This is a genomic window from Paenibacillus sp. EKM301P, assembly GCF_011800295.1.
Classification (GTDB): Bacteria; Bacillota; Bacilli; order Paenibacillales; family Paenibacillaceae; genus Paenibacillus; species Paenibacillus polymyxa.
Genome location: NZ_JAALFM010000003.1, coordinates 386,202 through 411,732, shown reverse-complemented (window position 1 = coordinate 411,732; position 25,531 = coordinate 386,202). Strand labels below are relative to the sequence as shown.

Genomic DNA, 25,531 nt, shown 5'->3' with positions numbered 1-25,531 from the left:
GCGGCTTTCTTATTGGAGAGCCACACCCCGAAATAGACTATACATTCCCCTCTGAGCTGGATGACTGTATCTGTGACAACGCTGGATGTCTGTTCATCAACAAGCCACTATAGGTCACGGTTGTGTTCGGCGAGGAAGCAGCTGGGGGCAATAGTTTTCACGCTTTGGAGCGACCTTATGATGAAATCCCGTCTGTACAAACTGCTCTCGAAGTGCCACAATACGTTGCAAAGGCCATATTTCTCCAGCTGGGATATCGTGCAAGGCCCGCGAAGTAGTCAACCCCAATAAAATAACGTTTCATTGAAAGGAGGAGGCAGGTTATGAAGCTGCATCGAGCCATTGTGGTGGATGATGAAATATTCACCCGCAAAGGGCTAATTCAACTTGTGGATTGGGAAACCTGTGGCTTTGAAATCGTGGGAGAAGCTGATAATGGTGAGGATGCGCTGGAGCTAATCAGTCGTCTTCACCCGGATCTGATCATTACCGATATTCGTATGCCTGTGCTGGATGGATTAGAGCTGATTCGATCCGTACTCGAACGGGGTACCCAACATCCTGCTTTTATTATCATGAGTGGTTACAGTGATTTTACTTATGCACAGCAGGCACTCCGCTATGGAGTGCATGATTTTATACTCAAGCCGGTTGATGATGAGGACTTTTCGGCTACACTGCGCAAGCTGAGTGAAAGATTGCACCGTGAGCAACAGAACGCGCAGCGATATCAACACCACCTTACAGGCGGGCTGTTAGAGACGATGATGATGAACCCAGTGGATGATGCAGTGGTGACACATTGGGAGCAACAGTTGCGGCTTGGAGAAGCCACGTGTATGTACTATGTACTTGTTGAGCTGAATGATCAGCATCCTTGGCGCTCCGGTGACGATGGTGTCATGCTATCGCTTTTCCAGTTCAGGGAGCTTATAGAGCAAGCGCTTCATCGTTTAATGGACGGCAAGTACCCCCTCTATGTCCATGAGCATCGTAACCGGGTTGGTCTTATCGTACCGGACTTCTTTTTAGAGGGTTTTGGAGCCAAAGTAGAATTGTTTATGAAAGCGCTACAACAGGAGATAGAGGGGATGGAGTCAGTAAAAAACCAGTTGGGAATTCGGGTATTCGTTTATGCGGGAAGTCCTGTAAATCGGTTGCGGGATATCCAGCAGTCTTATGCCAGTGCAAAGGAAGCAGTGCTTCATAAATACATTCATGACCCTAGTGGTATTGTTATCTTTTTACAGGATGAAATGCCATCCCTCCACTATAGGACCATTCGTCAGGACGTACTGGATAGCTTGACAGAGCAGGTGGAGGAGCTCCAATTGGAAGAGCTACGTGCGACCGTAGGTTATTTATTTAGCAGCTTTCGGGAAGAGTATTATGCTCCTGAGGCTATGAAAATGAGTCTGCATCAATGCGTTCTTAGTATCGTGCGGGTCATTCAAAACATGCAGGGAAATGAGCGCTCACTCCAGTCACTGGAACCGATGATAAACTGGCAGGATATGAATCTGTCGTTGGGTGAACTCCAACGATTGTTTACAGCCTTTGCCGAAGAAAGTGGAAAATATATTGGGACGTTGCGCAAGGAATGTCAGCAGGGAGGAATCCAGCACATCCGTGCTTATATTGAGCAGCATGCTGCCGAGAATATAAGCCTGAAAAGCATAGCGGCTCACTTTTACATGAATCCGGTATACCTCGGTCAATTGTTCAGAAAAACATACGGGGTGTACTTTAACGAATTTCTGCTGAAATTGCGCATTCAGGAGGCGAAACGCCTGCTGCGGCAGACGGACCTGCGTATTTATGAAATTGCGGAGCGAGTGGGCTTCGGCAGTTCAGACTATTTTGTGACTCAGTTTGAAAAGCTGGCGCACGTCACGCCAAGTGAATACCGCAATAGCCTAAGTGCTGGGTACGAGCCAGAGAGGTCCGGCGAATGAAGAGGCTGAGAACTATCCTGGATCATATACGGCTGCGAGATAAAATGCTGCTGCTTTATTTCCTCTGTGTTTTTACACCTATCGTGCTGACCAATCTGATCTTTTACCATGTTACCTCGCAAAATGTGAAAGAACAGCGTATTCAGGATATTACGCGCGCACTGGAACAAATTAAAATTGAATTTTACCGGGAATTTGAAGATGCGATGGAAATCTCGTCTATCTTTTATACCGATTATCGACTCAATGAGGTGTTGGAAGAAACATATCCCCACCCTGCTGACTATATTGCTGTTTATGACTCTTATTTACGTCGTATCTTAAACAATACTTACAGTCCTGTGTACCAATCCGTGGGTGGAATTACGATCTATACAGATAATCCAACGCTAATGGATTCCGGGGGAATCAGCTTTATAGATGAGAGGGTCAAAAGCTTCCCCTGGTATACCCAAATCCCGCCTGGACGCCAGTCCAAGCCTATATTTGTCCGTACTGACGACAGTACCGCTGAGCAGCTACACCCCTTCAGCCTGATTCGACGGATGAACTATTTTTATTCCCAAAATGGTCGTGAAAAAATACTGAAAATAGAGCTGCGAATGTCATCCATTCGGGAGATTTTCAATAACTTGAACTTGCAGGGGAGTCTCTTTCTGCTTAACGAACGGGGAGAAGTCGAATATACAAATGACCCCAAGGTTGATATAAATCATAAGAGCGTGGCCTATAGCACCCTCAAGCTACCCAATGACACCATGGAATTCAAGACTCATTATGTGCTTACGAATAATCTGAACGGCTGGAGCATTGTGGCTGCGGTATCCAGAGATGAAGTGTTGTATGAAATGCAGGAACCTCGCAATTTTGCGCTCTTGTTAACCTGTGTAAATATGCTGCTGCCCACCTTGATCATTATCTGGATTACACGTTCGCTGAACGTGCGGCTTCATCGCATTCTGAAACATGTGAAGAAGGTGAAAAATCAGCATTTTGAACTCATTCCGGGTATGGAGTCGAGTGATGAAATCGGACAGCTCACAGGTGAATTTAACCGGATGACGCTGAGAATAAAACGCCTGATTAACGATGTCTATATGGCCGATATTCAGCGGAAAAATCTGGAGATTCAGCGTAGGCACGCCCAGCTGAATGCACTTCACAGCCAGATCAACCCCCATTTTCTGTTCAATGCGCTGGAGACGATTCGTATGCGAAGCCTGATGAAGCATGAGGATGAGACAGCCCGCATTATTCATAATATGGCACGGATTTTCCGCAATTCGCTGGTGTGGAACAAGGATCGGGTTACTTTGCGGGACGAGCTGGAGTTGATCCGTTGTTTTCTGGAAATCCAACAATATCGCTTTGGTGAGCGAATACAGTACGATGTACAGGCACGCTCCGAAGACCTGGACAATTTGATTCCCAAAATGGTCGTACTGACGCTGGTTGAAAATGCAAGTATCCACGGCATTGAGCCGCTAAAGCATGGGGGACGCATTGAGATTCTTTTTGAGCATGAGGAAGAACGACTGCTGCTAACGGTTCGGGATGATGGGGTGGGCATGTCTTCGGAACAGGTGCAGCGCTTATATGGCTACATGCAAAGGCAGGAAGAAATGGGTGAGCGTATAGGTCTGCAAAATGTCATCTATCGTCTAAAACTTTACTATGGCAACCGCTTTAAGCTGGTCATTCGCAGCGCACCCGGCGAGGGTACAGAAATTCGTATAATGATTCCTGCGGATCGGGACCTATAGTTTCCTAAGTAACACCTATAGATTGACAGGTGAACAAAATGAACGGCATTTTATAAAATGAAAGTGCTTACAATTTGGTATTCACACACAATCGACAAAAGAGGCCGAAAGGGGAAGGTCTGGCATGACAAGCAAAAGGTTCGGAATCATCAGTCTGGTAATGGTTATGATGGCATCTATGATCGCTGCTTGCTCAGGGAGCTCGGGTAAGGAGCCTGCGTCGGGAGATAGCAAGGAGAAGGTCACATTCACGTATTTTAATGCCACGGCGGGAAGAGACATTAATACCAATGAAACGCGGATCGGAAAAATACTGGAAGATCAGACCGGCGTGAACTGGAAGCTGGAGCATTTGGTAGGGGATTCGAATACGAAAATCGGCACGTTTATTGCCAGTAATGACTATCCAGACGTGATTGTACCTGATGGCACGATTGATAAACTGCTGGATGCCGGGGCTTTTATTCCCCTGAATGATTTGATCGATAAATATGGGCCAAATATCAAGCGTGTATATGGACCGTACTACAATCTGATGAAAGCGGAGGATGGGAATATCTATTTCCTGCCGTTCAGTGCAGTGGTCGGTGATTATTTGTCTGCTCCTAATATAGAGCAGGGAGCTTTTTGGATACAGCGTAGAGTGTTGAAGGAGGCGGGATACCCAAAAATAAAAACTTTAGATGAGTACTTGGCTCTGATTCGGAACTATGCGAAAAAGCATGCAGACGAGGGATTAACCGGGTACTTGGCGTTAACCACGCAGGATAGGTTTTATGCGCTTACGAATGCGCCGATGCATCTGGCAGGCTATCCCAATGATGGCGGCACGATTATTGATATGAAAACACACCAGGCGACGGATTATGGAGATGAGGAAATCACAAAGCGGTATCTCCAGGAACTGAATCAGCTTAACGCAGAGGGCCTATTCGATAAATCCTCCTTTGTAGACAATTACGATCAATATTTGGCGAAGCTAACCTCGGGTAAGGTGCTGGGCTTTTTCGATTATCGCTGGCAGGCAGGGCAGTCTCTAAATAACCTGCAGGAGGCTTCCAAGCGTTCGGGTAATGATGATCTGGAATATGTAGGGCTGCCTGTTGTATACGACCGGAATATAAAGGATCAGTATCTTGATCCGTCGTCATTTGTTAATAACCGAGGCATCGGAATTACAGTCAGTGCCAAGGACCCGGTACGTATCATCAAATTTTTCAACAATCTGCTGACCGACGAAAACCAGGTATTATCCAACTGGGGGATCAAAGGTGAAACCTATGATGTAGATAAAAATGGGCGCTTTTATCGGACCAAGGAGCAAATTAAGAAGACGGGTGAGGATGCGTTCCGTGACTCATTTGGGTTCAAATATTTTGAATACAGCTGGCCGCGGTACGGTAACGGTTCTTCCTTGCCCGACGGCAACTCGGCTAGCCCCGGACGGCAGCCTGAGGTTGCGCGGATGTCGTATACCGAAGGTGATAAAAAGCTGCTTAAAGCGAACGGTGTAGAGTCCTTCTCGCAGATGTTTTCCGCACCTGACGAGCGTCCATGGTTCCCAGCCTGGAGCATTCAGGTTGATCAAGGCTCGCCTGCGCAGATTTTTCAGCAAAAGAAAGGAGACCTGCAGCGCAAATATTTCCCGCGCTTGGTACTGTCTGCACCGGAACAATTTGATGCCATTTGGAACGAATACACCACCGAGTTTAACAAGCTGGATGTGAAGGCCTTTGAGGAGCTGATCACGCAGGAGGTTGCCAAAAAAATCAAGACGGTCGGGAAAAAATAAAGGAGGAAGCAGCTATGAGCTACACGTCACCGCCACCTGTTACGACCTCCTCGGGCCATTTGCCGCTCTCACGGCGAACCGGCTTTAGGGGATTTATACACAAGCTGAATCAGCAGCGTGCACTCGTATGGATGTCCGTCCCCTTTTTAATCTGGCTGCTTATTTTTAAATATTTGCCTCTTTGGGGCTGGACGATTGCCTTCCAGGATTTTAAGCCTGCCCGCAAGCTGCTTGATCAGCAATGGGTTGGATTGAAGCATTTCCGTTTTCTATTTCAGGATGAACACTTTCTGCGGGTGATGCGCAATACGCTGGCGATGAGCTTTATTAATCTGGTGCTGGGATTTGTTACCGCTATAACACTAGCAATTTTGCTGAATGAGCTTCGTCAGATTGTATTTAAGCGAGTGGTGCAGACGATCAGCTACTTGCCACATTTTATTTCGTGGGTAGTTGCGGCCAGCATTATTAGTACGGCGCTATCAGCAGACGGCGGCATTGTCAATGAGGTGCTGATGTGGCTTGGACTCATTAAGGAACCTATTCTGTGGTTGGGTGAGGGAAGCTACTTTTGGGGGATTCTCGGAGCGTCGGAGGTATGGAAAAATGTCGGCTGGAATACCATCATTTATTTGGCCGCGATGACCACGATTGACCCCTCGCAGTATGAAGCGGCCGAAATGGACGGAGCAGGGCGGTTTCAGCGGATTTGGCATGTGACCTTGCCGGGATTAAAGCCTGTATTTATCATCCTGCTCATTATGAACATTGGCAACCTGCTGGAATCAGGCTTTGAACCGCAATATTTACTGGGCAACGGCATGAACGTGGATTACTCGGAAAACTTAGATATTTTCGTCTTGAAATATGGTATCCAGATGGGGAACTTTTCGCTTTCCATTGCTGCTGGAATGTTCAAAACGGTGGTTAGCTTCATTCTGTTGTTTAGCGCCAATCATATTGCGAAGCGGTTAGGGGAGGAGCGGTTGTTCTAAAAAAGAGTGAGTTACGGGGGAGAAGGTCGCTGCGCGTGCGGATTGTTCTTCCGATCACTGTTATCCCCGGATTTTCTTATTGGAATAAAAATCATAGGTTAAAATCCGGGAATAAAGGTGAACGCTCCGCTTCTTTAGAACAATTCCGCCCGCTCCGCTGCTATCCTCCGTAAAGTCATTTTTTAAGAACTGAGGGTTGTAGCAGGGGAACTTGCTCATCCATTCTACAGGGAAGGTCAGTGGATTTTTAACAGGCCGCTTCGCGGACCTCATCAAGACCTTACCAACGAACTACAACACGACTTCTTATAGTCCCAAAAATAATCCACATAATTCACTCCAATTGCCACTAGATATAACCACTCAAAATGATAGTTCCAAGTAACAGTACCAACAAACTCTAAGAATAATCAATCGGATTTAAGTGCAGGACTAGGCTGTTTTTTAGAAAGGAGAGGAAGTCATGGGCAAAGGGAAGGCCATACACGGGCGATTTCGGGCGCCCTCGGATCGGATTTTTGATGCGTGCAATGTTGTGTTTATGCTGTGCCTAATGGTGTTCACGCTGTATCCATTTTTAAATACGTTGGCGGTTTCATTAAATGAAGCGAATGACTCGATTCGGGGTGGGATTTATTTGTGGCCGCGTGAATTCACGTGGAGTAATTATGAATTTGTATTCAAGGAAGCGACGATTTTTCATGCTACGTTAATTTCTGTATTACGTACGGTCGCAGGTACAGTGACCTCGGTGTTTTGCTGCGCGATGGTGGCGTATACGATCAGCCGACCGGAATATGTGCTGCGCAAATTTGTTTCGATTGCTTTTATTTTGACGATGTATTTTAGCGGTGGATTGATCCCCAATTTTCTCTTGATTCGTGAGCTTGGGATGCTGGGAACCTTTTGGGTGTACATCGTGCCGGGCTTGATCGGGGTGTTTAATGTCATAGTCATTCGCTCCTTTATTGAGGGATTGCCAGAGGGGATTTTGGAGTCGGCGCGTATTGATGGGGCTGGCGAGTTTGCTACTTTTATGCGCATTGTTTTGCCGCTGTGTGTGCCAGTGCTGGCAACAGTATCCCTGTTCACGGCGGTCTCGCAATGGAATTCCTGGTTCGATGTATTTTTGTACAATTCGTCGTATGAGCAATGGAGCACTCTCCAATATGAGCTGATGAAAATTCTGCAAAATTCCAATACGTCCGTTAACGCTCAGGACTATGCCAGCCAATTTGCAGGGTCGGAAAATTTGGCAAAGGCGGTTACGCCTACCTCTATTCGTGCCACGATGACGATTGTTGCTTCAGTGCCTATTATTTTAGTCTATCCGTTTTTACAAAAATATTTTGTGAAGGGTATGACCTTGGGAGGCGTCAAAGGATAGTGAATATTTTACATTCATTCTAAGAGCCGTTTCCAATCCGCAGATAACTATAATCCAAGAGTGCCAAATATGAATTCAAAAATTTGAGTGCAGGAGGGATTGCTGTGCGGTCATGTTGGTATACGCCTTTTTGTCTAGTGCTGGCTGGAGTGCTGTTGTTATCACCTATCGGATGGTGGGGAACGTCTGTAGCGAAGGCAGCTTCGTCTATGGAACATTCTCCGTCGGTTTCGGACAAGGTGCTATCGGCAGGGAAGATCATTGGAGCGTATGGATTTGAGCAAGGAAACAGTGACGGCTGGAAGCCCCGGGGAGCTTATACCCAAATTGCATCCGTCACGGAAGCGGCCTATGGCGGTACGCACAGTCTGAAGGCAACCGCTCGTACGGCGGCTTGGAACGGAGCAGAGCTGGATGTGAAGCCGCTGCTGCTGCCGGATGTGGAGTATGAAATTAGCGGGTATGTGAAACTGGACGGCAATGCGGCAATTCCAAGCGTGATTAAGCTTACGATGGAGCAGCAGCCGACAGGGGGGACTACAGCATGGAAGACTGTAGCACAGACGGAAACAGCAGATACTTCGTGGATTAAACTTCATGGGAGATATACGTTTACCGGGGAGATGAATGCATTGAAGCTGTATGTGGAGAACTCGAATCCCGCTCAGGCCTACTATGTGGATGAGGTGGAAATTAGGCAGGTATCAGTAACACCAACGAATCCTACAAGTGGGATTGTATCTGGGTTTGAAGATGGCACAGCCCAAGGCTGGGTATCCCGCTTAGGAGCCGAGACCGTGCAGGTCTCGAATGCCGATGCACGGACCGGCTCATACAGTCTGCTGACAACAGGCAGACAAAAGGCATATGCCGGTCCCAAGCTGGACGTGACTGTCACGATGCAAAAGGGCAACCGTTATACGGTCAGCGCCTGGGTGAAGCTGGTGCCAGGTGAGCAGCCTGCCAAGGTGAGGCTCAGCGTACAACGTGATTACCAAGGTCAAAGTGCATATGAAACGGTTGTAGGCGATACGGCGATTACGACAGGAGGATGGATGCATTTGTCTGGCACGTATACGCTCGCACATGATACAGACACCGTTTCTATGTACCTGGAATCGCCAGAAGGGACGTCCTCCTTTTATATGGATGATTTCGAATTGTCCCTGGTGCCGCCGCTGGCGATTGAGAAGGACATACCTTCTTTGCATGGATTATATCAGGGACAGTTCAGCATCGGCACAGCGATTGAGGCTTTCCAGACCGAAGGGGCTTACGGAGAACTGGTACAGAAGCATTTTAACAGCGTCGTTGCAGGGAATGCGATGAAGCCTGTCTCCTTGCAACCATCCGAGGGGCAGTTCCATTGGGAGGAAGCAGACCAAATTGTTCAATTTGCAAAACAGCACGGATTGGAAATTCGTTTCCATACCTTAGTGTGGCATAACCAAACCGGGGACTGGATGTTTAAGGACAAAAATGGACAGCCGATGACACCGACTGCTGAGAATAAAAAGCTTTTGCTGGATCGCCTGGAGACGCATATTCGTGCTGTTGCCGCTCGTTATAAAAATGTTATTACCGATTGGGATGTGGTGAATGAGGTCATTGATCCTGATCAGCCAGACGGCATGCGCCGTAGCAAGTGGTATCAGATTACAGGAACCGATTATATTGAAAAAGCGTTCCGTGTCACGAGGGAAGTGGCGGGGCCAAACGCGCGGTTGTTCATTAACGATTACAATACCCATGAACCGAAGAAACGGGATTTTCTGTACAATCTGGTGCGTGATTTGCTTGCCAAAGGTGTACCGATTGATGGCGTAGGTCACCAATCGCATATCCGCCTGGAGTTCCCTACTATTGCCGAAATCGAGCAATCCATCGAAAAGTTTGCTTCACTCGGGCTGGATAATCAGATCACAGAGCTGGATATGGGCCTCTACTCGAATGATACGGATCGCTACGAAACGATTCCTGAAGCTCTACTGATCCGGCAGGCTCATCGTTATCAGGCGCTGTTCGATATGTTTACAAGACAGCAGAAACATCTCAGCAATGTGACCATTTGGGGAACAGATGATGGCAATACGTGGCTCAGTACATTCCCGATTGCCCGGGTGGATAAGCCGCTGCTGTTCGATGAACGGTTAAAGGCCAAATATGCATATTGGGCGCTGGTTGATCCATCCAAAGTGCCGCCGCTGCCAGTAGGGAGTATGAATAAATGATTTGAGACAGAGGAGTAGAAGACTAAGATTTTACTTCATTTAAACACAATAGGCAGGCTGTTCTTACATGCTCGGACATGTAGGGACAGCCTGCTTTGTTATCGTAAAGGAAAAAGCAGTTTTATTCTAAATTGGCGTGTTGACCATACATGGATTCGGAAGTCAGCTTGCGCAGCTTCATCGTTCTGAGTACCAACGCATCGCCATACAGCAGCAGGGTTTGTTCAAACAGTGAGCCCATGGGCTGAATGGTTTGGTAATTCTTGTTGGATGGGTCCTTGGGTGCGCCGGGCAGCTTAACGATGATATCGGCCAGTTTGCCGATGGTGGACTCGGGGGAGGTGGTAAGGAGCGCCAGTGAGGCCCCGAGTTTTTTCGCTTTGTCTGCCATGGAGGCTAGGCTTTTGGTTTCACCAGAGCCTGAACCGATAATCAGCAGATCACCCTCGCTTAAACCAGGGGTTACGGTTTCCCCAACGACGTAAGCTTGAATTCCCATATGCATCAGCCGCATGGCCAGCGAGCGAATCATGAACCCTGAGCGCCCCGCTCCTGCTACGAATACCTTATTCGCAGCAGCGATGGAGTGGATCAGCTGTTCCGATTCGGTATCGCTGATTAGCTGTGGAACGAATTGCAGCTCCTTGATTACCTCGGATAAATATTGAGAGGTCTCCATTGGGATTAACCTTGTTTAATGAGCTGCTGCATTTGCGAGGCTACAGCCTTTTTGTCGTCTTCGCCAGTGATACCGCCGCCTACGATAACCAGATCCGGTTGAGCTTTTACCACTTCAGCCAATGTACTCAGCTTGATGCCGCCAGCTACGGCTGTTTTGGAGTTTTTTACGACTTTTTTGACGGCTTGCAATGCTTCGAACGGACTTTGTCCTTCCGCTTGCAGATCGTAGCCTGTATGCACACAGATGTAGTCAACGCCTAAAGCATCAATTTCTTTCGCACGTTGCTCCAGGTTTTTAACACCGATCATGTCCACCAGGATTTTTTTGCCGCCTTGTTTCTTAGCTTCTTCTACAGCACCTTTGATCGTTGCATCTTCAGCTACAGCCAAAATCGTCACAATATCGGCACCAGCCTCGGAAGCTTTCAGCACTTCATATCCCCCTGCGTCCATAACTTTCAGGTCAGCCAGCACTTTTAGATTGGGAAATGCTTCTTTCATTGCTTTTACAGCGTGAAGTCCTTCATTGATGACAATCGGCGTACCGATTTCTACGATATCAATATACGATTCGACTTCTTTTACCAATGCAATACCTTGTGGGATATCTACCAAGTCTAAAGCCAATTGAAGTTCCATGTTATTAACTTCACTCCTTAAGTGAATTTGTATTTTGGTGAATAGGTACATGCTTTGTTGAGTCGTACTCTATACTTTGCTTTCGTGCACAGGTTTGATTGTAAGGCCCCGGTATTCGGTTGAAAAGTACGCACTAATTCGTAACGTAGTTACCCTGACGATACTATAGATCATAAAAACCACTCATAAGAGAGCCAATCTTTTGTCTTCTTTAGCATTAATTCAATAATGAAAATCCTCTATTCGTGACTCGTAAATATACATATCCATGTCAGATTGCAAAAATATGAATGTACCGATGATTAAATTGACTTCAAGTTAGGCTTTGACTATATTTGTAATATACTGGCATGTAAAAATGGGGCTAATAGCATAACTACCCTGAAGAATAGCCACAAGGCTAGGGGTGACCGTAATTTTCAGGATAGGGAGGCGGGGTTTAGTGGAAGAGGTCCTGAATCAAAGGGGAGCTATTTATTTGTTGTCGGACAGCCACGCGCTTGATAAAGCTTGCGAGTTATTTAGAATCAGCTACACGCATAATGATTGGGATGAAGCGAACAAGGTTGCGGATTATTTGCATTCGTTGGCTGAAAGCCTGTATCACACCCAACTGAGAAATGCTGCGGACGGCAAGTATGAGACATTGGACACCAAACACCCGCTGGTGTTTTATTATGCTTACAGTTATCTAGCGAAATCGATTTATTATCAGAATATAGGCCAGTATGAGGAAGCCAGAGATTATATTATGAAGTATAGCGAAATGGGCTGGTTTATGGGGCTGGATCAAAGCGGTCACGAAGAAGTAGAGAGATTCCGTTTTCTCGCCAAGGCCAATTTATATATGATTGATTTACTTTCGGGGAAGAAGGAACTTTTACCGGAATATGTTCAGTTTCTTCACAACAATGACGAGGAGCTACTACCAGGATTGGTTAGTATTACTGAAGCAGCTAACTTGAACAATTGGGATATTGATGAACTGCTGAACGAGTTTGCCGATGATATTGAGATATTTGAAGGTTATGAAGATAGAGCCAACCGCGTATATTATTTAAAACTGGTCAACCAATTAGCTATTTACTATTTGAAAAAGAAGCAGTATATCGTTGCCTTGAATTATATCCTTGTTTCTCTGCAATTCTCTATTGGTGTAGAAGCCGATGCCGATTTTAGAACACTGATTGCACTATTCGAGACTTACCGAGATTTGGCAACACCGTCCCAGCAAGAGCAATACCAAACCATTTTATTAAGGGGGCTTCATAATGAAAAAGGCATTAAGCTCGATAACTATGGTCTTAGCGTTTCTTAGTGTTGCTCTTCCGATAGGAAATACATTGGGAGATTTAGACTCCGTGCATCCTTCGAATCATGGTGTTTTTTCTTTTACTGCTTGATTTCAGACTTCGATCGTCATACCCAGTAGGGATTGTGTAAATAAGGGGAGCGCACTTTTTCGCCATTTGCGGATCAGTGCGCTCCCCTTTCTCATGCAAAGTAACGATGTTATTTATTTTACAATATAGGAAGTCAGGTTATCGGCCAGATGTTGCATCGTTTCGCTCGCCTTTTGCATACGCTCCATGACTTCGGTGAAAGAGCCTACCAGAGTCGCCTGCTCTTGAGAAGAAGAAACAATTTGCTCTATTTCCTGCTCCATCTGACGAATGGAGTTCTGTACATCCTTAAGGGCTCCCTCGATATCGACCGTCGCTTTTTTGGACTCTACGGACAGCTTGCGTACTTCTTGAGCAACGATACCGAAGCCTGCTCCTGCTTCTCCGACACGTGCGGCTTCGATCGCAGCATTCAATCCAAGCAGGTTGGTTTGATCGGAAATTTCCTTGATAAATACAGCAACCTGATTAATTTTACCCGAGTTTTGTACGGCAATTTGGGTGTTCTTCAAAATGTGTTCACTGGTAGCCTGTAACTCCTCCGAATGCGCTGTTACATGTTGCACCATCTCAATGAGCTGCTCGGTAATGGAGAGGTTTTCGGATACGATTTGATCCAGTTGATTTTTGTTGGTCAAATTATAGGAGGCGGCAAACGCTGCGATGACGTCCCCTTTATCGTCAAACACAGGAATACTGATCATATCAAGAGGATATCCCAGGACTTCAGCCGGAATGTGGGTCAAGCTGGCCTCATGTCCATTTTTAAGCATGGCAAAATTTTTGTAGTCCTCCAGCAGCTCCGAGCCTGTTTCAAAGCCGAGGTCCATACCCTCTGATTGGGTGTAAGCAAGAACGTGAGTGCGGTCGAAGAGAGCAAGGGTTACTTTCTCACGCATAACCTGTTGTATGTAGGGAATGGCTACAATTAATGCATCTATTGTATTCAAGTGGACTGCCTACCTTTCTTTACTAAATATATTTTTTATAGTCTTATATAATTGTCGGTCTGAAGACGGATAAAAGTTATAAAGGTATCGAAAATTTAAAGGGGATATGAGAGCTTCAATAAAAAAGGCATATCGTTTCCATTACGAAACGATATGCCTTCATATTTAATCTAAACGTGTCAGTGTGTGTAAAAGTGGTTCACTTGCCGCGTTGCTCGAACAATTGTGCGATTTCCACAATAACCTTGGTGGCAAGCACCATGTTGTCCACTGACACATACTCATACTTACCGTGATAGTTCTCCCCACCTGTGAAAATATTCGGTGTAGGCAGTCCCATGTAAGACAGCTGTGAACCGTCTGTGCCTCCACGAATCGGCTTGATAATGGGCTCAATATTCAGCTTTGTCATTGCTTCATGTGCGATATCGACGATATGTTTGACAGGCTCGATTTTCTCTTTCATGTTGTAATACTGATCTCTCAGCTCCAGCGTGATGCGGTTATCTCCATAGGCAGCCTGGAGCTCTTTTACGATATTTGTCAAATAAGCTTTCCGGTTTTCGAAGCTCTCGCGATCAAAATCGCGGATAATATAGTACAGTTTGGCTTGTTCTGCTGTGCCTGTAGACTCCAACAGATGATAGAAGCCATCATACCCGTCTGTATATTCCGGGGCTTCATTCGCAGGTAATCTACTGTGCAGTTCCATAGCGATTTTGGCAGCGTGGATCATTTTGTTTTTAGCCGTACCAGGATGTACATTCACACCATGAATGGTAATATGAGCAGCTGCGGCATTGAAGCTCTCATACTCCAGTTCTCCGAGCGGTCCACCGTCTACTGTATAAGCATATTCAGCACCAAAAGCGGCTACATCAAAGCGTTCAGGTCCTCTTCCAATCTCTTCGTCCGGTGTAAAAGCAACGCGAATTTTGCCATGTTGAATTTCTGGATGATCAATCAGATAGTGGATTGCTGTCATGATTTCTGCGATGCCAGCTTTGTTGTCTGCACCGAGCAGGGTGGTACCATCTGTTGTGATTAGGGTATGGCCTTTATATTGAGTCAATTCGGGAAACTCACGTGGAGAAAGTACTACACCCAGCGAGGCATTCAGCGTGATATCGCCTCCATCGTAATTCTCCGTCAACTGTGGCTTCACTCCTGCGCCGGTTAGCTCAGTAGCCGTATCAAGGTGTGCCAGAAAACCAATGACGGGCACTTCTTTATCCGTATTGGAGGGAAGGGTTGCCATTACATAACCATGACCATCAATGGTTACGTCTGTCATACCGATGGATTTCAGTTCGTCTACCAGGAGGTTGCCCAATGTGAGCTGTCCGGGTGTGGTGGGGCAAGTGTGGCTGCTTTCGTCGGATTGGGTATCCACCTGAACATATGTAGTCAGGCGGTCAATCAGTTCCTGTTTCATGTGGTTATCCTCCTTGGGTCTTTTTCATTATGGTACGTATTTTATCATGATTAGGCTTATAATATGAAAAAAATGGTTTAACCTTTCAAAATGACAGGTTGTCCGCAGATTAGGCAAAGGATCTGAGAGGGCAACTCCTTTTAATATATAGAGAGTACGTTAATCTAGAAGTCTTTTAAATTGTGTCTTATTACTGAGACACTTAACGTTACGTTGATAGATTGGGAGCATAGAATACATTATCAAACGCAAGGGAGGTGAAGACTATGGCGATTCTTTTACCTTCGCAATTCTACAATCTTGCTGCTGGTGTGGGTAAGTCCTTCTTTGAAAACCTGAGAGGCGGTAATAATGCTACGATTACTGTGAATAATACAGGTGCCAATCCGGTTGATCTTGTGGTTACCCGTGTCAATGCTCCTGTGATCACTTATGTAATCCCAGCGGGCAACAGCCTTACGTTAGAAGTTGCTTTGCTGCTGGTAGCTGCTCTTCAGGCGACTCCAGTTGGAGCAGTAACAGGTACTATCCAAATTGCTACCGCTGATTTTTAATCTGTAACGACTTGACCCTCTAACTCTAGCTTTGCCGAAAGGCAAGGTTAGAGTTTTTTTATTGTTTGAAATTTTCTGAAACTTTTTTCAGGTTGTGCCGATATATACATATGACATCGTAAATAACACATCGAAAAGGAGTACCCTGTATGAGCTTTAGCAATCCGGTTTTACGTGATGACATCTTTTTACGTGAAGATGAAAGAGAAGCTAGCGAACAACGTATGACCATCGGAGGAACGGTGAACAAAACGTTACTTCTGCTGGTCCTACTTATCGTTTCTAGCAGTATTACCTGGTATATGACCTACCAAGGAACCGTAGAGGTGCTATCGTTGCTGACGGCAGGCTTTATTGGGATGGCAGGCGTAGCACTTGCGATATCCTTTTTTCCAAAAACGGCTCCATTGCTTTCTCCTGTATATGCGATTCTGAGTGGCTTTGCTTTGGGTGGCGTTTCCGCTTTTATGGAGTATGAGTACCCTGGAATTGTAGTTAATGCCATTTTGCTGACTATGGGTATCTTGTTCTTGATGCTCTTTATGTATACACAACGAATCATCAAGGTGACACGTGGCTTTATCTCATTTGTTGTCCTATGTACGATGGCGATTTTTCTGGTGACATTGGTTGATTTTATTTTGAATTTTTTCGGTATGAATGTTCCGTATATCCATGAAACGGGCTGGGTGGGTATTGGCATTAGTTTATTTATCGTCATCATTGCCGCTTTGAATCTGCTCGTAGATTTTAATTTCATTGAGGAACAAGCTGATCAAGGTGCACCCAAATATATGGAATGGTATGGCGCTTTTGCATTGCTGGTAACGTTAGTGTGGCTATATGTACGAATATTGGATCTGTTAGCTAAGCTTAGCAATAGGGACTAAGGTCTGCGACTATTGCATATGGTTCAAGTAGGATGAGAAGAGAAGGGCGGCTGAATGTCGTCCTTTTTTGTATGAAAGAGGCGGTTTAAAAAATGCATTTTACGTTAAATACATAGAAGTTGGGTAAAACATAGAGGATAGATAGGTGAGGAGTGAGGTATATGTATCAAGTGGTGCTGGTGAGGCATGGAGAAAGCGTGTATAACCGACAAAACTTGTTCACAGGCTGGACGGATGTCGATCTGACTGAACAGGGAACTCATGAGGCCATCGAGGCAGGACGTATCCTCAAGGAGGCTGGGTATACGTTTGATTTGGCATTTGCTTCTGTGCTAAAACGTTCTATCCGCACGTTGTATCATATCTTGGATGAGCTGGATCATCTGTGGATACCCGTGCAGAAGTCATGGAAGCTGAATGAACGCCACTATGGTGCTCTTCAGGGGCTCAGCAAGCTGGATTCCGCCGTGCAATACGGCGAGGAGCAGGTTCATATTTGGCGACGTAGTTTGACGGTGCGACCACCCATGTTGGATGAGCAGGATGAACGGAGTCCACATCGGGAAGAGCGTTATCGCCATATTAAGCCGGAGGAGCTGCCGCTCGGGGAAAGCCTAGAAGACACTGTGCATCGGGTTGGTGAGTTTTGGAAGCAACGGATCGTGCCGTTGATTCTCAAAAAGGACCGGGTTATCATTTCCGCACACGGTAATACTTTACGAGCCTTGATCAAGTACATGGAGAATTTGGACGAAACTGCACTGCTGGATTTGAACATCCCGACAGGTATCCCACTGGTGTATGAGCTGGATGAGCATATCGATCCTATACGGCGCTTCTATCTTGGTGATCCGAGTCATGTAGAGGCAAAAAAACAGGCTGTGGCCAACCAAAGCAAGGTGACGGAGTGATTTTCCATATACAAAGAGGACAGGGCGCTTCCTTGCATCCTGTCCTCTTTGAGTTGATATACATCAAGCGTTCGCGGTATCCTCTGTTTCCAGGCTGTCTTCCTCGGTAGGAAGTGCCCATACAGATACACTGCCAGCACGAACGGGAAATACGCCGTAGCCATCCTGTTCGATCTTCACGGCATGATCGTGATGCCCAGTCAAATCGGTCCATTTTTCTCCTGCATGTTGTTTACCCACGAACATGCGCTTTTCCCCGTCATTTGCGTTGGTGATCACCACAGCACATCCAGAGCCGTGCAGCTCAGGAATGCCCTGACGAACCCATCCAATCGTATGGGGATCATCAAAATAATCTTTTTGCTCACCATAAGCTTTGTGGTACCGAGCATATAGGAGCGGGTCTAGCTCAGCTTGCTTGCCTTTCACAGGCGTTTGTCCCTGGATACCGTAGTAATCCCCGTAGAATACGCAGGGATAACCATCTTTGCGCAGTAGGATGAGTGCATAGGCACTGGGCTTAAACCAGTCCTCCACCCAGGATTCGAGCGCTTCATGCGGCTGGGAATCATGATTATCGACAAAAGTAACCGAGTTCAGGGGATGGGTATGAACCAGCGTATCCTCGAAAATGGTGCTTAAATCGAAATCCTTACCACCCAAGGAAGCGCTATGTAGTTTGTAGTGGAGGGATACGTCAAACAGGTCGATTTTATAATCGATGGTATCCAGAAACTTTTGACACGATTCCAGATCCGGTTTCCAAAACTCGCCTACCATATAAAAATCCTGCCCACGCTTTTTAATCATTTCTGTAGCAAACTCTCGTACAAATTCATGATTAATATGCTTGATTGCATCCAGACGGAATCCGTTGCATTGTAGAGTATCCACCAGCCACTTGCCCCAGCGGATCATTTCCTTACGCACATCCTGATGATTATAGTCAATATTGGCGAACATTAAATAATCATAATTGCCGAATTCATCATCTACATTATCGCTCCAGTTTTTATTTTTACCTAAAATACGATAGATTCCTGTCCGGTCCTGACTTGCATCGTAATCCGTTCCGTTAAAATGTTCGAAGTTCCATTGAAATGTGGAATACTTCCCTTGCCGGCCGGGGAATGTAAATTTAGTCCAGCCTTCGATATCAAAGGGCTCGGAAATGACCTCATTACGATTATCCGGGTTGACCTCGACGACCTTGAATACTTCGGTTTCATCTGCACCTGCCTTATGGTTCATGACCAGATCGACATAGACGGCTACGCCGTGGCGAACGCAGGATGCGACAGCTTCCAGCAGATCTTCCCTGGTTCCGTATTTGGTGCGTACTGCACCTTTTTGGTCAAATTCGCCCAGATCGTAAAGGTCATAGACGCCGTAACCCGTATCCTCAGGAGATTGGCCTTTGGTGACAGGTGGAATCCATATCGCGTCAATTCCTTTGGCTTTTAGTTCCGGTGCCAGGCGGGCAAGCTTTTTCCAGTGAGAACCGTCAGCTGCGACATTCCACTCGAAAAATTGCATCATCGTATGGTTCCTTTTCATGTGCGTCCCTCCTTCATATATAACAAGTTACCCACCAAGTGAGGGGGGCTAAACGTCTGATGGTCAATATGATGTTGATGAAGAACATGGATCGCTATATAACGTATGCTAAATCATTAAAATTTGTTATACCTTGAGTGATGACAACGACTCAATGGCTAGAAAAGGAAACGTGAAAACGGTAAAATGAATCTAACTTAGCTATAGTTCGGATTTCGGGCAAACCATAAGCTCGAACAAGAAAGGGAAGGAGGGATGAACGTGACAGATCCGCAGCAGAATAAGGATGAAGCGAGAGAACCGCTGATGAAAAAATGTACGTATTGTCAGGAGATCAAACCATTAACAGACTTTCAGCGCAGAACCGGTCGCCGGGCGGGGCCTTTTTCCCGGCGTGGTCCTTGTCGTTCCTGTCGGGGGTTAGCCCCGCAAGAACGGGCGGTTGCGTCCGCTCCTTCCCATGAGGAAATGAAGCCCTTGGCTGCTCCTGTGGAGCGGCATAGCTCCGAAGCAGATACGACTGCGTACGGTCTGGAAGCGTCCGCGCAGCCTCCTAATGATTCTCAACGCCCCCGTAGGAAGCCCGTCACGGACAAAGCGCGTGAGCGCCATCGGCAACGGGTTCGTCATTTGCTTAGCAGGCTGAAGCCTGCGGATACCCGTGCGTTGCGGCTTAATCGCAATGGCATGATTCGACTAAGAGGCAAAACCGACCAAGGGAGACGCTGGCATCAGGAGATTGAGCTTGATTTGGCGATGACTCTGGTCAGAGAACGCATGGCGGTGATTGTAAATCCGTACACGGTCCGCAGACTTTATAGCAACAAGGAATTCCGCCAATATGTGCTTAAACGTGACCGTTATACGTGCTTTTTTTGCGGTGGCTATGGCGACACGATTGATCATTTACTTCCACGGGCTAAAGGTGGACACACCACGCCAGTAAATTGCGTATGCGCCTGCAACGAGTGCAATCAAGTTAAAGCAGCCCGTGATGTAGAGGAATTTATCGAGTCTGGCGTGCCACTGCCGATTCCGGATGATTTTGAACCTTCTGGTGCTTCCGATGCTTCTGAGGACACCTTACGCACCTAGGACGATTTGCTGGGGAAGCGGCTACATTCCCTTAATACAGTTCTACTTCAAAGCCAGATTCCTTCCAGGCTGTTGTTCCGCCTTCAATAAAGGCCACATTGGTAAAGCCCATCTGTTGCAGTATATAAGCTGCCAATGCAGCTTGTCCGCCTGCCCCACAGGTGGTGATAATTGGGCGGTTGCGGTCACGTAAGCGTTCATCACGCAAATCTTGTGGAACGTCCAGGTCAGCGCGGATGGGTAGCATGCCCAGTGAAATATTGGCGCTACCGCGAATTAGGCCGCAAGCACCTGCATCATGAGAATCCTGTACGTCGATAACGAATGTATCTGGATTGGATTCAATTCGCTGACGTGCCTCCTGTGAAGTAATGCCCTGAACGTGCTGCCTCGCTTCTTGAACCATGTCTGCAAATGTTTTAGCCATCGTTTAACCCTCCGTAGGAATATGTTTTGTATTGGTTTTCATATTAATAAACAGAAACTCACCCTCTCTATTACCCATCTCTAGTATAAAATGCCCCTTTTTTTAAGGTAAACTTAGACAAAAATCGTGCTTATTCTAATTTTTATCTAAAATAACAATAAAAAATTTGCAGAAATTTGTGCAAATTTAAAATTTCTTCGACGATTGGGTTGTGAAAGGTGTAATATAGAGGTATAGGGTTCCGTTTCGGCCTGTTGTAGTCACGAGGGAGCGCTTCGTGAGATATTCCGCAGCAGTAACAACAACAGAATAACGTCCAAGCAATATACAATTGGCATCTGCGATCATCAGTCTTGCCCTTTAGGGTATAGGCCGGTTTAAGCTGTGCTTCTTGCATGTTTAAGGGCGAATTCATTGAACGTTTTATTGCTAGAGTTTATGATGCAGGTTACGAGAAAGGAATGGACTTCTATTTTCACAGTAAAGGAGGACGTTCACGCATGTCTGAAAACCAACAAGAGGTGGCCGTAACACAAGAAGCTACCAAAGAGTCTCGGGATGTATTGGACCAATTGATGAAACCGGAGGTTCAGCAATCGCTGACCGTACTGGTAGAGAATCTGCCAAAGTTGACTGAGATGGTTACTTTGATGACCGATGCTTATGATGTAGCCCGCAGTCTGGCAACTGACCCTGTCTTTATCGGAGATATGAAAAACTCCATGGGAGAGTTTGTGAAGCCTGTTACAGATTCGGCTAAAGGATTGGCTTCTGCTGCAATTGAAGCAAATGATCGTGTACAAACTACGGACGGCAGTGTAGGTCTGTTTGGCCTGCTCAAAATGCTTAAAGATCCTAATGTACAAAAAACGCTGCGTTTCAGCCAGGCTTTCCTGGATATTCTGAATGAGCGCCAACGCGAAAGCAAATAATTACCTGATCGAGAACGGAGGATGGACATGTCGAAGCAAATTTTGATCTTGGGCGGCGGATACGGCGGATTGCTGGCCGCTCTTACAGCACGCCAGCATATGGACGCTAGCCAAGCAACCATTACAGTGGTAAACCGCTTTGCGTCGCACCAAATTATTACGGAACTGCACCGTTTGGCCGCAGGTACGATTGCCGAAAAAGCTGTGGCGCTTCCTTTGGAAAAACTGCTGCGTAACAAAGATATTATCCTGAAAGTGGATACTGTTTCCGAAATCAAACCGGACGATAAGAAAGTAACTCTGGCCAGTGGTGCTACGTTGAGCTATGACGCTCTCGTTATTTCCCTGGGCAGTGAAACGGCATACTTCGGTATTCCGGGGCTGCAAGAGCATAGCTTCACACTGAAATCAGTGGCAGAAGCTAATCGCATCCGTGCACATGTGGAAGCTCGTCTGGATGCTTACAAGCAATCCGGTAACAAAGCGGACGCTACCATTGTTATCGGTGGCGGCGGTCTGACTGGCGTTGAGCTGGTGGGCGAATATGCTGACAAACTGCCTGCAGTTTGCCGTGAAAAAGGCATCAACTACGAAGATATCAACTTGTATTGCGTAGAAGCTGGACCATCTATTTTGGCAGGCTTCCCTCAACCATTGGTTGATCGTGCAGTAACAAGCCTTGAAAAACGTGGCGTTCAAATCGTAGCGGGTGTTCCGATTACAGAAATGAAAGCTGACGAAGTTCTCTTGAAAGACGGACGTTCGATCAAAACGAACACACTGATCTGGACAGGCGGCGTACAAGGTAATGCACTGGTTGGCGCATCTGGTATTGAAGTAAACCGCGGTCGCGCAACTGTGAATGGCGCACTGCAATCGACTTCCCACGAAGACATCTTCCTCGCTGGCGACAGCGCAGTAGTGTTCCCAGGTGAAGGCGAGCGTCCATACCCTCCAACTGCACAGTTGGCTTGGCAAATGGGTGAATTAGTTGGTTACAACATCTTCGCTTATTTCAACGGAGCGAAAATGGAACGCTTTACGCCAGTGTTCTCCGGTACACTGGGCAGCTTGGGAAGAACAGACGCGATCGGTACTGTAGGCGCGAATGGCACCCAACTGAAAGGCGCTGTAGCTACTTTGATGAAAGAAGGCAGTAACATCCGTTACCTGTCCCATATCAAAGGACTTTTTGCACTGGCCTACTAATATTTATAAGGTTTATTAAAAGAGAGCGCTGTTCAGCGCTCTCTTTTTTTCATTCTTCGACACTAGCTATGCTTACGCATTTCACAAATAGTCTTAATTCACTTCATCTGGGCTAACTCTTCCACCTGTGCAGGAGGGAGCGCGCCTTCAAATATATTCAGCTCGTCTATAGATCCTTTGAACGCAGGGTCCCACCAATTGACCCCTAGGCTGAATGTTCCAGATTTAGAGGTAAAGACATCCGGGAACTTTGAGCCGGTAAATTGAATTTTGCCATTCACATACACCTCTAATACCCCACGATCTACAGTGAAGGCCAGATGTGTCCATTCATTGGCTTTGATCTTCAGGCCCGTACTGCCAGTATACCAAGTTGAGCTGCCGGACCAGACCATAGTGTTATCCTTCTCGGGTCCTCTGGGCAGAAGGCTAACCCAGTGGTTGCTATCCATAGCTCCAAAAAAAGTTGGTGTATGGACAGTCAATTCGCTGGGCTTCACCCACAGTGACACAGAATAGGCTGAGCTGGATATGAGTCCTTCAGGCAGAGCAATACCTGACTGTCCATCAAGGACTACAGCTTGGCCCCTTACGCCTTCAGCGTAGGATACACTTCCTCCCTGACGATCGATCCGGTCACCAATAACCTTACCATTGGCAAAAGCATCATTCTGATCCTTTAGGTTATTTTCAAATGGGTATGAAGCGGTCAATGTTGCCTTCTCATAAGGAGCTACCGTAATGTTAAAAGTTTTATCCCGACTGCTGTCTCCTTTGGTGATGGAAGCCGTCAAAGTAGCGGATACAGCCTTTTCACCGATCCCGGGGCGCTTGACTTCACCAGTATCAGAAATGACGTTTGGGTTTGAAGTTTTCCAGGTAATCGCGGATTGGCGACTGCCTTCCTTCGGAAGCGTCAGATTAGCCGTCACCCGGCTCGTATCGCCAAGATCTAATTCACGATACACACTGTCAACGACTGTCGTATCCGGCATATCAGGGAACTTACTGCCCCAGGCCATTTCGCCTTTATTCGATAGAACTGTAAACGCCAAAATATATTGATTCGTTACCTGGTCCCATTGTCTCAGGAGTACTCCATCAAACACAGTGCCATCCAGTGTTAGTTGGATATTCGCATCCCCCGACTTGTGCCATGTTCCTTGCACATCGCCTTTAATAGTGTGATCTGCTTTCAGCTGAATGAACTGCGTATTTTTGATCGTCGCCGAAGAATCACTGCCATGGTTAATATATTGATAATCGCCAATGAATTGTTTCTCATCCAGCTTTGTAAGCGTCTCGCCACCGTAACGGTAAGGAGCTACCACAGGCCAGTCATCCTGATTCATGAACATTTGATGTACACGCAGCTCGTGAGTCTCCCCCTGCTGAGGGAATCGGGTATGAAAGACAACAAACATTTGTCCGGTAGCAGGATCGGTGTACACCGAGTTATGCCCAGGAGATACATAGCCGTAGCCCACACCTGTACCTGGATCGCCTATTTGGCTATCGAACAAGAAGTTACCCATTAATTTGTTGCCATAGGCTGTATTTTTGGTGTTTGCTGGCAGAACAGCATTCTGCCCTTTGGCATCCTTATAAGGTCCTGTCGGACTCTTGGAACGGAATAATCTCATGTTATATCCACCGTCAGCTGCAAGTCCGCCATAGGTTACATACAGATAGTAGTAACCCGTTTTTGAGTTGTATTCAATATACGGACCTTCCCCGGACTCACCGTATCCACCTGCAATCTTGGTGCCAAAATAACGATCAATCAACCGGCCATCCTCCGTCGTTCCATCTTGGCCTGGATAGATTGGTTTGCCAGTTGCTTTATCCAGCTCCAGCAAAAAAATGCCTCCAGACCATGACCCATACGTCATCCATAAGCGCCCGTCTGTATCATAAAAGACTGCTGCATCGATTGCATTCGGGAACACCCGATTCGCATAAGAACCGTCGGCGTTAAACCATCCTGATCTGGGACCCTTCAGCTTGCCTTCATTAATGAGTTGTGGAATCGGTGTATTTGTCCACTTTTTATCCACTTTGCTATTTTTATCGAATGCAGTCTCCTTTGTAAAACCAGTATTCACAATGGTATCCACATATTGATAGGGTCCCTCAATGTTGGGGGCAACGGCAATGCCGATCGCGGAGCGTATATAGGTGGAGGAGGCACTATAATAAATCATGTAGGCCCCTTTTGTGCCATCCTTATTGACATAATGCTCATTCCAAAATACATCGGGTGCCCATACTGAGAATCCTCCTTTGCTGTCCGCATCATTCTCACCCGCCCAAGCGAAAGATCCGGCCAGATTCTTCGATAAATCCCCGTAAAGGGTATTCCCAGGCGTAGTGTAACCGTTTGCAAAAGAAGTCCAATTTGTGAGATCTTTTGACTTCGCTGCGGCGATATGCGACCCAAACACATAATAAGTGTCACCGTCTTTGACAATCGAAGGATCGTGAACCGATACATTAGAGAAGGTCGGCACATCCTGCTTCTTGTTTTGGTTCGGCTCCGCTGCTGCGGCGTCCAGTGTACCTAATGGTACGGCTGCAATTGCCAATAATAAAGTCATTGTTAATGCAATGCTCGACCTGGCTCTACGTTTAAGCAATCTTCTCATCGTATATATTTACCCCTTTCTAAAGTGGAATACAGTGATATATTCTGCTTTCATCGCTAAAATACCTTTATATTTATAAA

At 46.4% G+C, this 25,531-nt stretch carries 20 protein-coding genes; 13 read left to right on the top strand and 7 right to left on the bottom strand.

What is annotated here, in order from left to right; translation table 11 throughout:
• The first annotated feature begins 323 nt into the window (after positions 1 to 323).
• The 6 genes from HFD99_RS10070 (at position 324) to HFD99_RS10045 (ending at position 10,123) form a co-directional block, all read left to right on the top strand.
• On the top strand, positions 324 to 1,955 hold the full coding sequence (locus HFD99_RS10070) for a response regulator transcription factor (RefSeq protein WP_016822676.1): 1,632 nt from the start codon (positions 324 to 326) through the stop codon (positions 1,953 to 1,955).
• Positions 1,952 to 3,718: a sensor histidine kinase gene (locus HFD99_RS10065; RefSeq protein WP_019688943.1), complete on the top strand. Its 1,767-nt coding sequence runs from the start codon at positions 1,952 to 1,954 to the stop codon at positions 3,716 to 3,718. The genes HFD99_RS10070 and HFD99_RS10065 overlap by 4 nt, the downstream gene beginning before the upstream one ends.
• Before the next feature lie 124 nt (positions 3,719 to 3,842).
• Positions 3,843 to 5,510, top strand: coding sequence for an ABC transporter substrate-binding protein (locus HFD99_RS10060; protein WP_090888981.1), 1,668 nt, complete (start codon positions 3,843 to 3,845; stop codon positions 5,508 to 5,510).
• A gap of 14 nt (positions 5,511 to 5,524) precedes the next feature.
• Positions 5,525 to 6,505 (top strand): ABC transporter permease, encoded by a 981-nt coding sequence (locus HFD99_RS10055; RefSeq protein ID WP_016822679.1) that lies wholly within the window; start codon positions 5,525 to 5,527, stop codon positions 6,503 to 6,505.
• A 463-nt stretch (positions 6,506 to 6,968) separates the two neighbouring features.
• Complete coding sequence (locus HFD99_RS10050) at positions 6,969 to 7,892, top strand: carbohydrate ABC transporter permease (RefSeq protein ID WP_016822680.1); 924 nt, start codon at positions 6,969 to 6,971, stop codon at positions 7,890 to 7,892.
• Positions 7,893 to 7,996: 104 nt separating this feature from the next.
• Positions 7,997 to 10,123, top strand: coding sequence for an endo-1,4-beta-xylanase (locus HFD99_RS10045; protein WP_090888975.1), 2,127 nt, complete (start codon positions 7,997 to 7,999; stop codon positions 10,121 to 10,123).
• 121 nt (positions 10,124 to 10,244) lie between these two features.
• Here the strand turns inward: HFD99_RS10045 and hxlB are convergent, their stop codons facing one another.
• Positions 10,245 to 10,802, bottom strand: a complete 558-nt coding sequence (gene hxlB, locus HFD99_RS10040) for a 6-phospho-3-hexuloisomerase (protein WP_016822682.1) — start codon at positions 10,800 to 10,802, stop codon at positions 10,245 to 10,247.
• A gap of 5 nt (positions 10,803 to 10,807) precedes the next feature.
• Positions 10,808 to 11,443 carry a 3-hexulose-6-phosphate synthase gene (hxlA, locus tag HFD99_RS10035; RefSeq protein WP_090888972.1) on the bottom strand — a complete coding sequence of 212 codons (636 nt, stop codon included), beginning with the start codon at positions 11,441 to 11,443 and terminating at the stop codon, positions 10,808 to 10,810.
• Positions 11,444 to 11,885: 442 nt separating this feature from the next.
• Here hxlA and HFD99_RS10030 point away from each other — a divergent pair, with 442 nt between their 5' ends.
• On the top strand, positions 11,886 to 12,761 hold the full coding sequence (locus HFD99_RS10030; RefSeq protein WP_090888969.1) for a DNA-binding protein: 876 nt from the start codon (positions 11,886 to 11,888) through the stop codon (positions 12,759 to 12,761).
• A gap of 198 nt (positions 12,762 to 12,959) precedes the next feature.
• Here the strand turns inward: HFD99_RS10030 and HFD99_RS25925 are convergent, their stop codons facing one another.
• Both HFD99_RS25925 and pepT read right to left on the bottom strand, forming a co-directional pair.
• The gene (locus tag HFD99_RS25925) at positions 12,960 to 13,796 is read right to left on the bottom strand and encodes a methyl-accepting chemotaxis protein (RefSeq protein WP_016822685.1); all 837 of its coding nucleotides are present in this window, start codon (positions 13,794 to 13,796) and stop codon (positions 12,960 to 12,962) included.
• A 199-nt stretch (positions 13,797 to 13,995) separates the two neighbouring features.
• Positions 13,996 to 15,231 (bottom strand): peptidase T, encoded by a 1,236-nt coding sequence (gene pepT / locus HFD99_RS10020; protein ID WP_016822686.1) that lies wholly within the window; start codon positions 15,229 to 15,231, stop codon positions 13,996 to 13,998.
• A 266-nt stretch (positions 15,232 to 15,497) separates the two neighbouring features.
• On the opposite strand from pepT, the gene HFD99_RS10015 reads away from it, so the two are divergent.
• The 3 genes from HFD99_RS10015 (at position 15,498) to gpmA (ending at position 17,586) form a co-directional block, all read left to right on the top strand.
• Positions 15,498 to 15,785 carry a hypothetical protein gene (locus HFD99_RS10015; protein WP_013312533.1) on the top strand — a complete coding sequence of 96 codons (288 nt, stop codon included), beginning with the start codon at positions 15,498 to 15,500 and terminating at the stop codon, positions 15,783 to 15,785.
• Between the two features lie 149 nt (positions 15,786 to 15,934).
• Entirely contained in the window at positions 15,935 to 16,675 is a 741-nt protein-coding gene (locus HFD99_RS10010; protein ID WP_123797782.1) for a Bax inhibitor-1/YccA family protein, read from the top strand.
• Positions 16,676 to 16,836: 161 nt separating this feature from the next.
• Positions 16,837 to 17,586 carry a 2,3-diphosphoglycerate-dependent phosphoglycerate mutase gene (gene gpmA / locus HFD99_RS10005; protein WP_016822688.1) on the top strand — a complete coding sequence of 250 codons (750 nt, stop codon included), beginning with the start codon at positions 16,837 to 16,839 and terminating at the stop codon, positions 17,584 to 17,586.
• 63 nt (positions 17,587 to 17,649) lie between these two features.
• On the opposite strand, the gene HFD99_RS10000 is transcribed toward gpmA, so the two are convergent.
• Complete coding sequence (locus tag HFD99_RS10000; RefSeq protein ID WP_017426143.1) at positions 17,650 to 19,143, bottom strand: alpha-amylase; 1,494 nt, start codon at positions 19,141 to 19,143, stop codon at positions 17,650 to 17,652.
• Positions 19,144 to 19,404: 261 nt separating this feature from the next.
• On the opposite strand from HFD99_RS10000, the gene HFD99_RS09995 reads away from it, so the two are divergent.
• Positions 19,405 to 20,238 (top strand): HNH endonuclease, encoded by an 834-nt coding sequence (locus tag HFD99_RS09995; protein ID WP_123797781.1) that lies wholly within the window; start codon positions 19,405 to 19,407, stop codon positions 20,236 to 20,238.
• A gap of 31 nt (positions 20,239 to 20,269) precedes the next feature.
• On the opposite strand, the gene HFD99_RS09990 is transcribed toward HFD99_RS09995, so the two are convergent.
• Positions 20,270 to 20,665, bottom strand: a complete 396-nt coding sequence (locus HFD99_RS09990; protein ID WP_017426145.1) for a rhodanese-like domain-containing protein — start codon at positions 20,663 to 20,665, stop codon at positions 20,270 to 20,272.
• Between the two features lie 500 nt (positions 20,666 to 21,165).
• Here HFD99_RS09990 and HFD99_RS09985 point away from each other — a divergent pair, with 500 nt between their 5' ends.
• Positions 21,166 to 21,597: a DUF1641 domain-containing protein gene (locus HFD99_RS09985; protein WP_017426146.1), complete on the top strand. Its 432-nt coding sequence runs from the start codon at positions 21,166 to 21,168 to the stop codon at positions 21,595 to 21,597.
• Positions 21,598 to 21,624: 27 nt separating this feature from the next.
• Positions 21,625 to 22,806, top strand: a complete 1,182-nt coding sequence (locus HFD99_RS09980) for an NAD(P)/FAD-dependent oxidoreductase (protein WP_013373647.1) — start codon at positions 21,625 to 21,627, stop codon at positions 22,804 to 22,806.
• 98 nt (positions 22,807 to 22,904) lie between these two features.
• Here the strand turns inward: HFD99_RS09980 and HFD99_RS09975 are convergent, their stop codons facing one another.
• Positions 22,905 to 25,451: a LamG-like jellyroll fold domain-containing protein gene (locus tag HFD99_RS09975; RefSeq protein ID WP_123797780.1), complete on the bottom strand. Its 2,547-nt coding sequence runs from the start codon at positions 25,449 to 25,451 to the stop codon at positions 22,905 to 22,907.
• Positions 25,452 to 25,531: the final 80 nt, after the last annotated feature.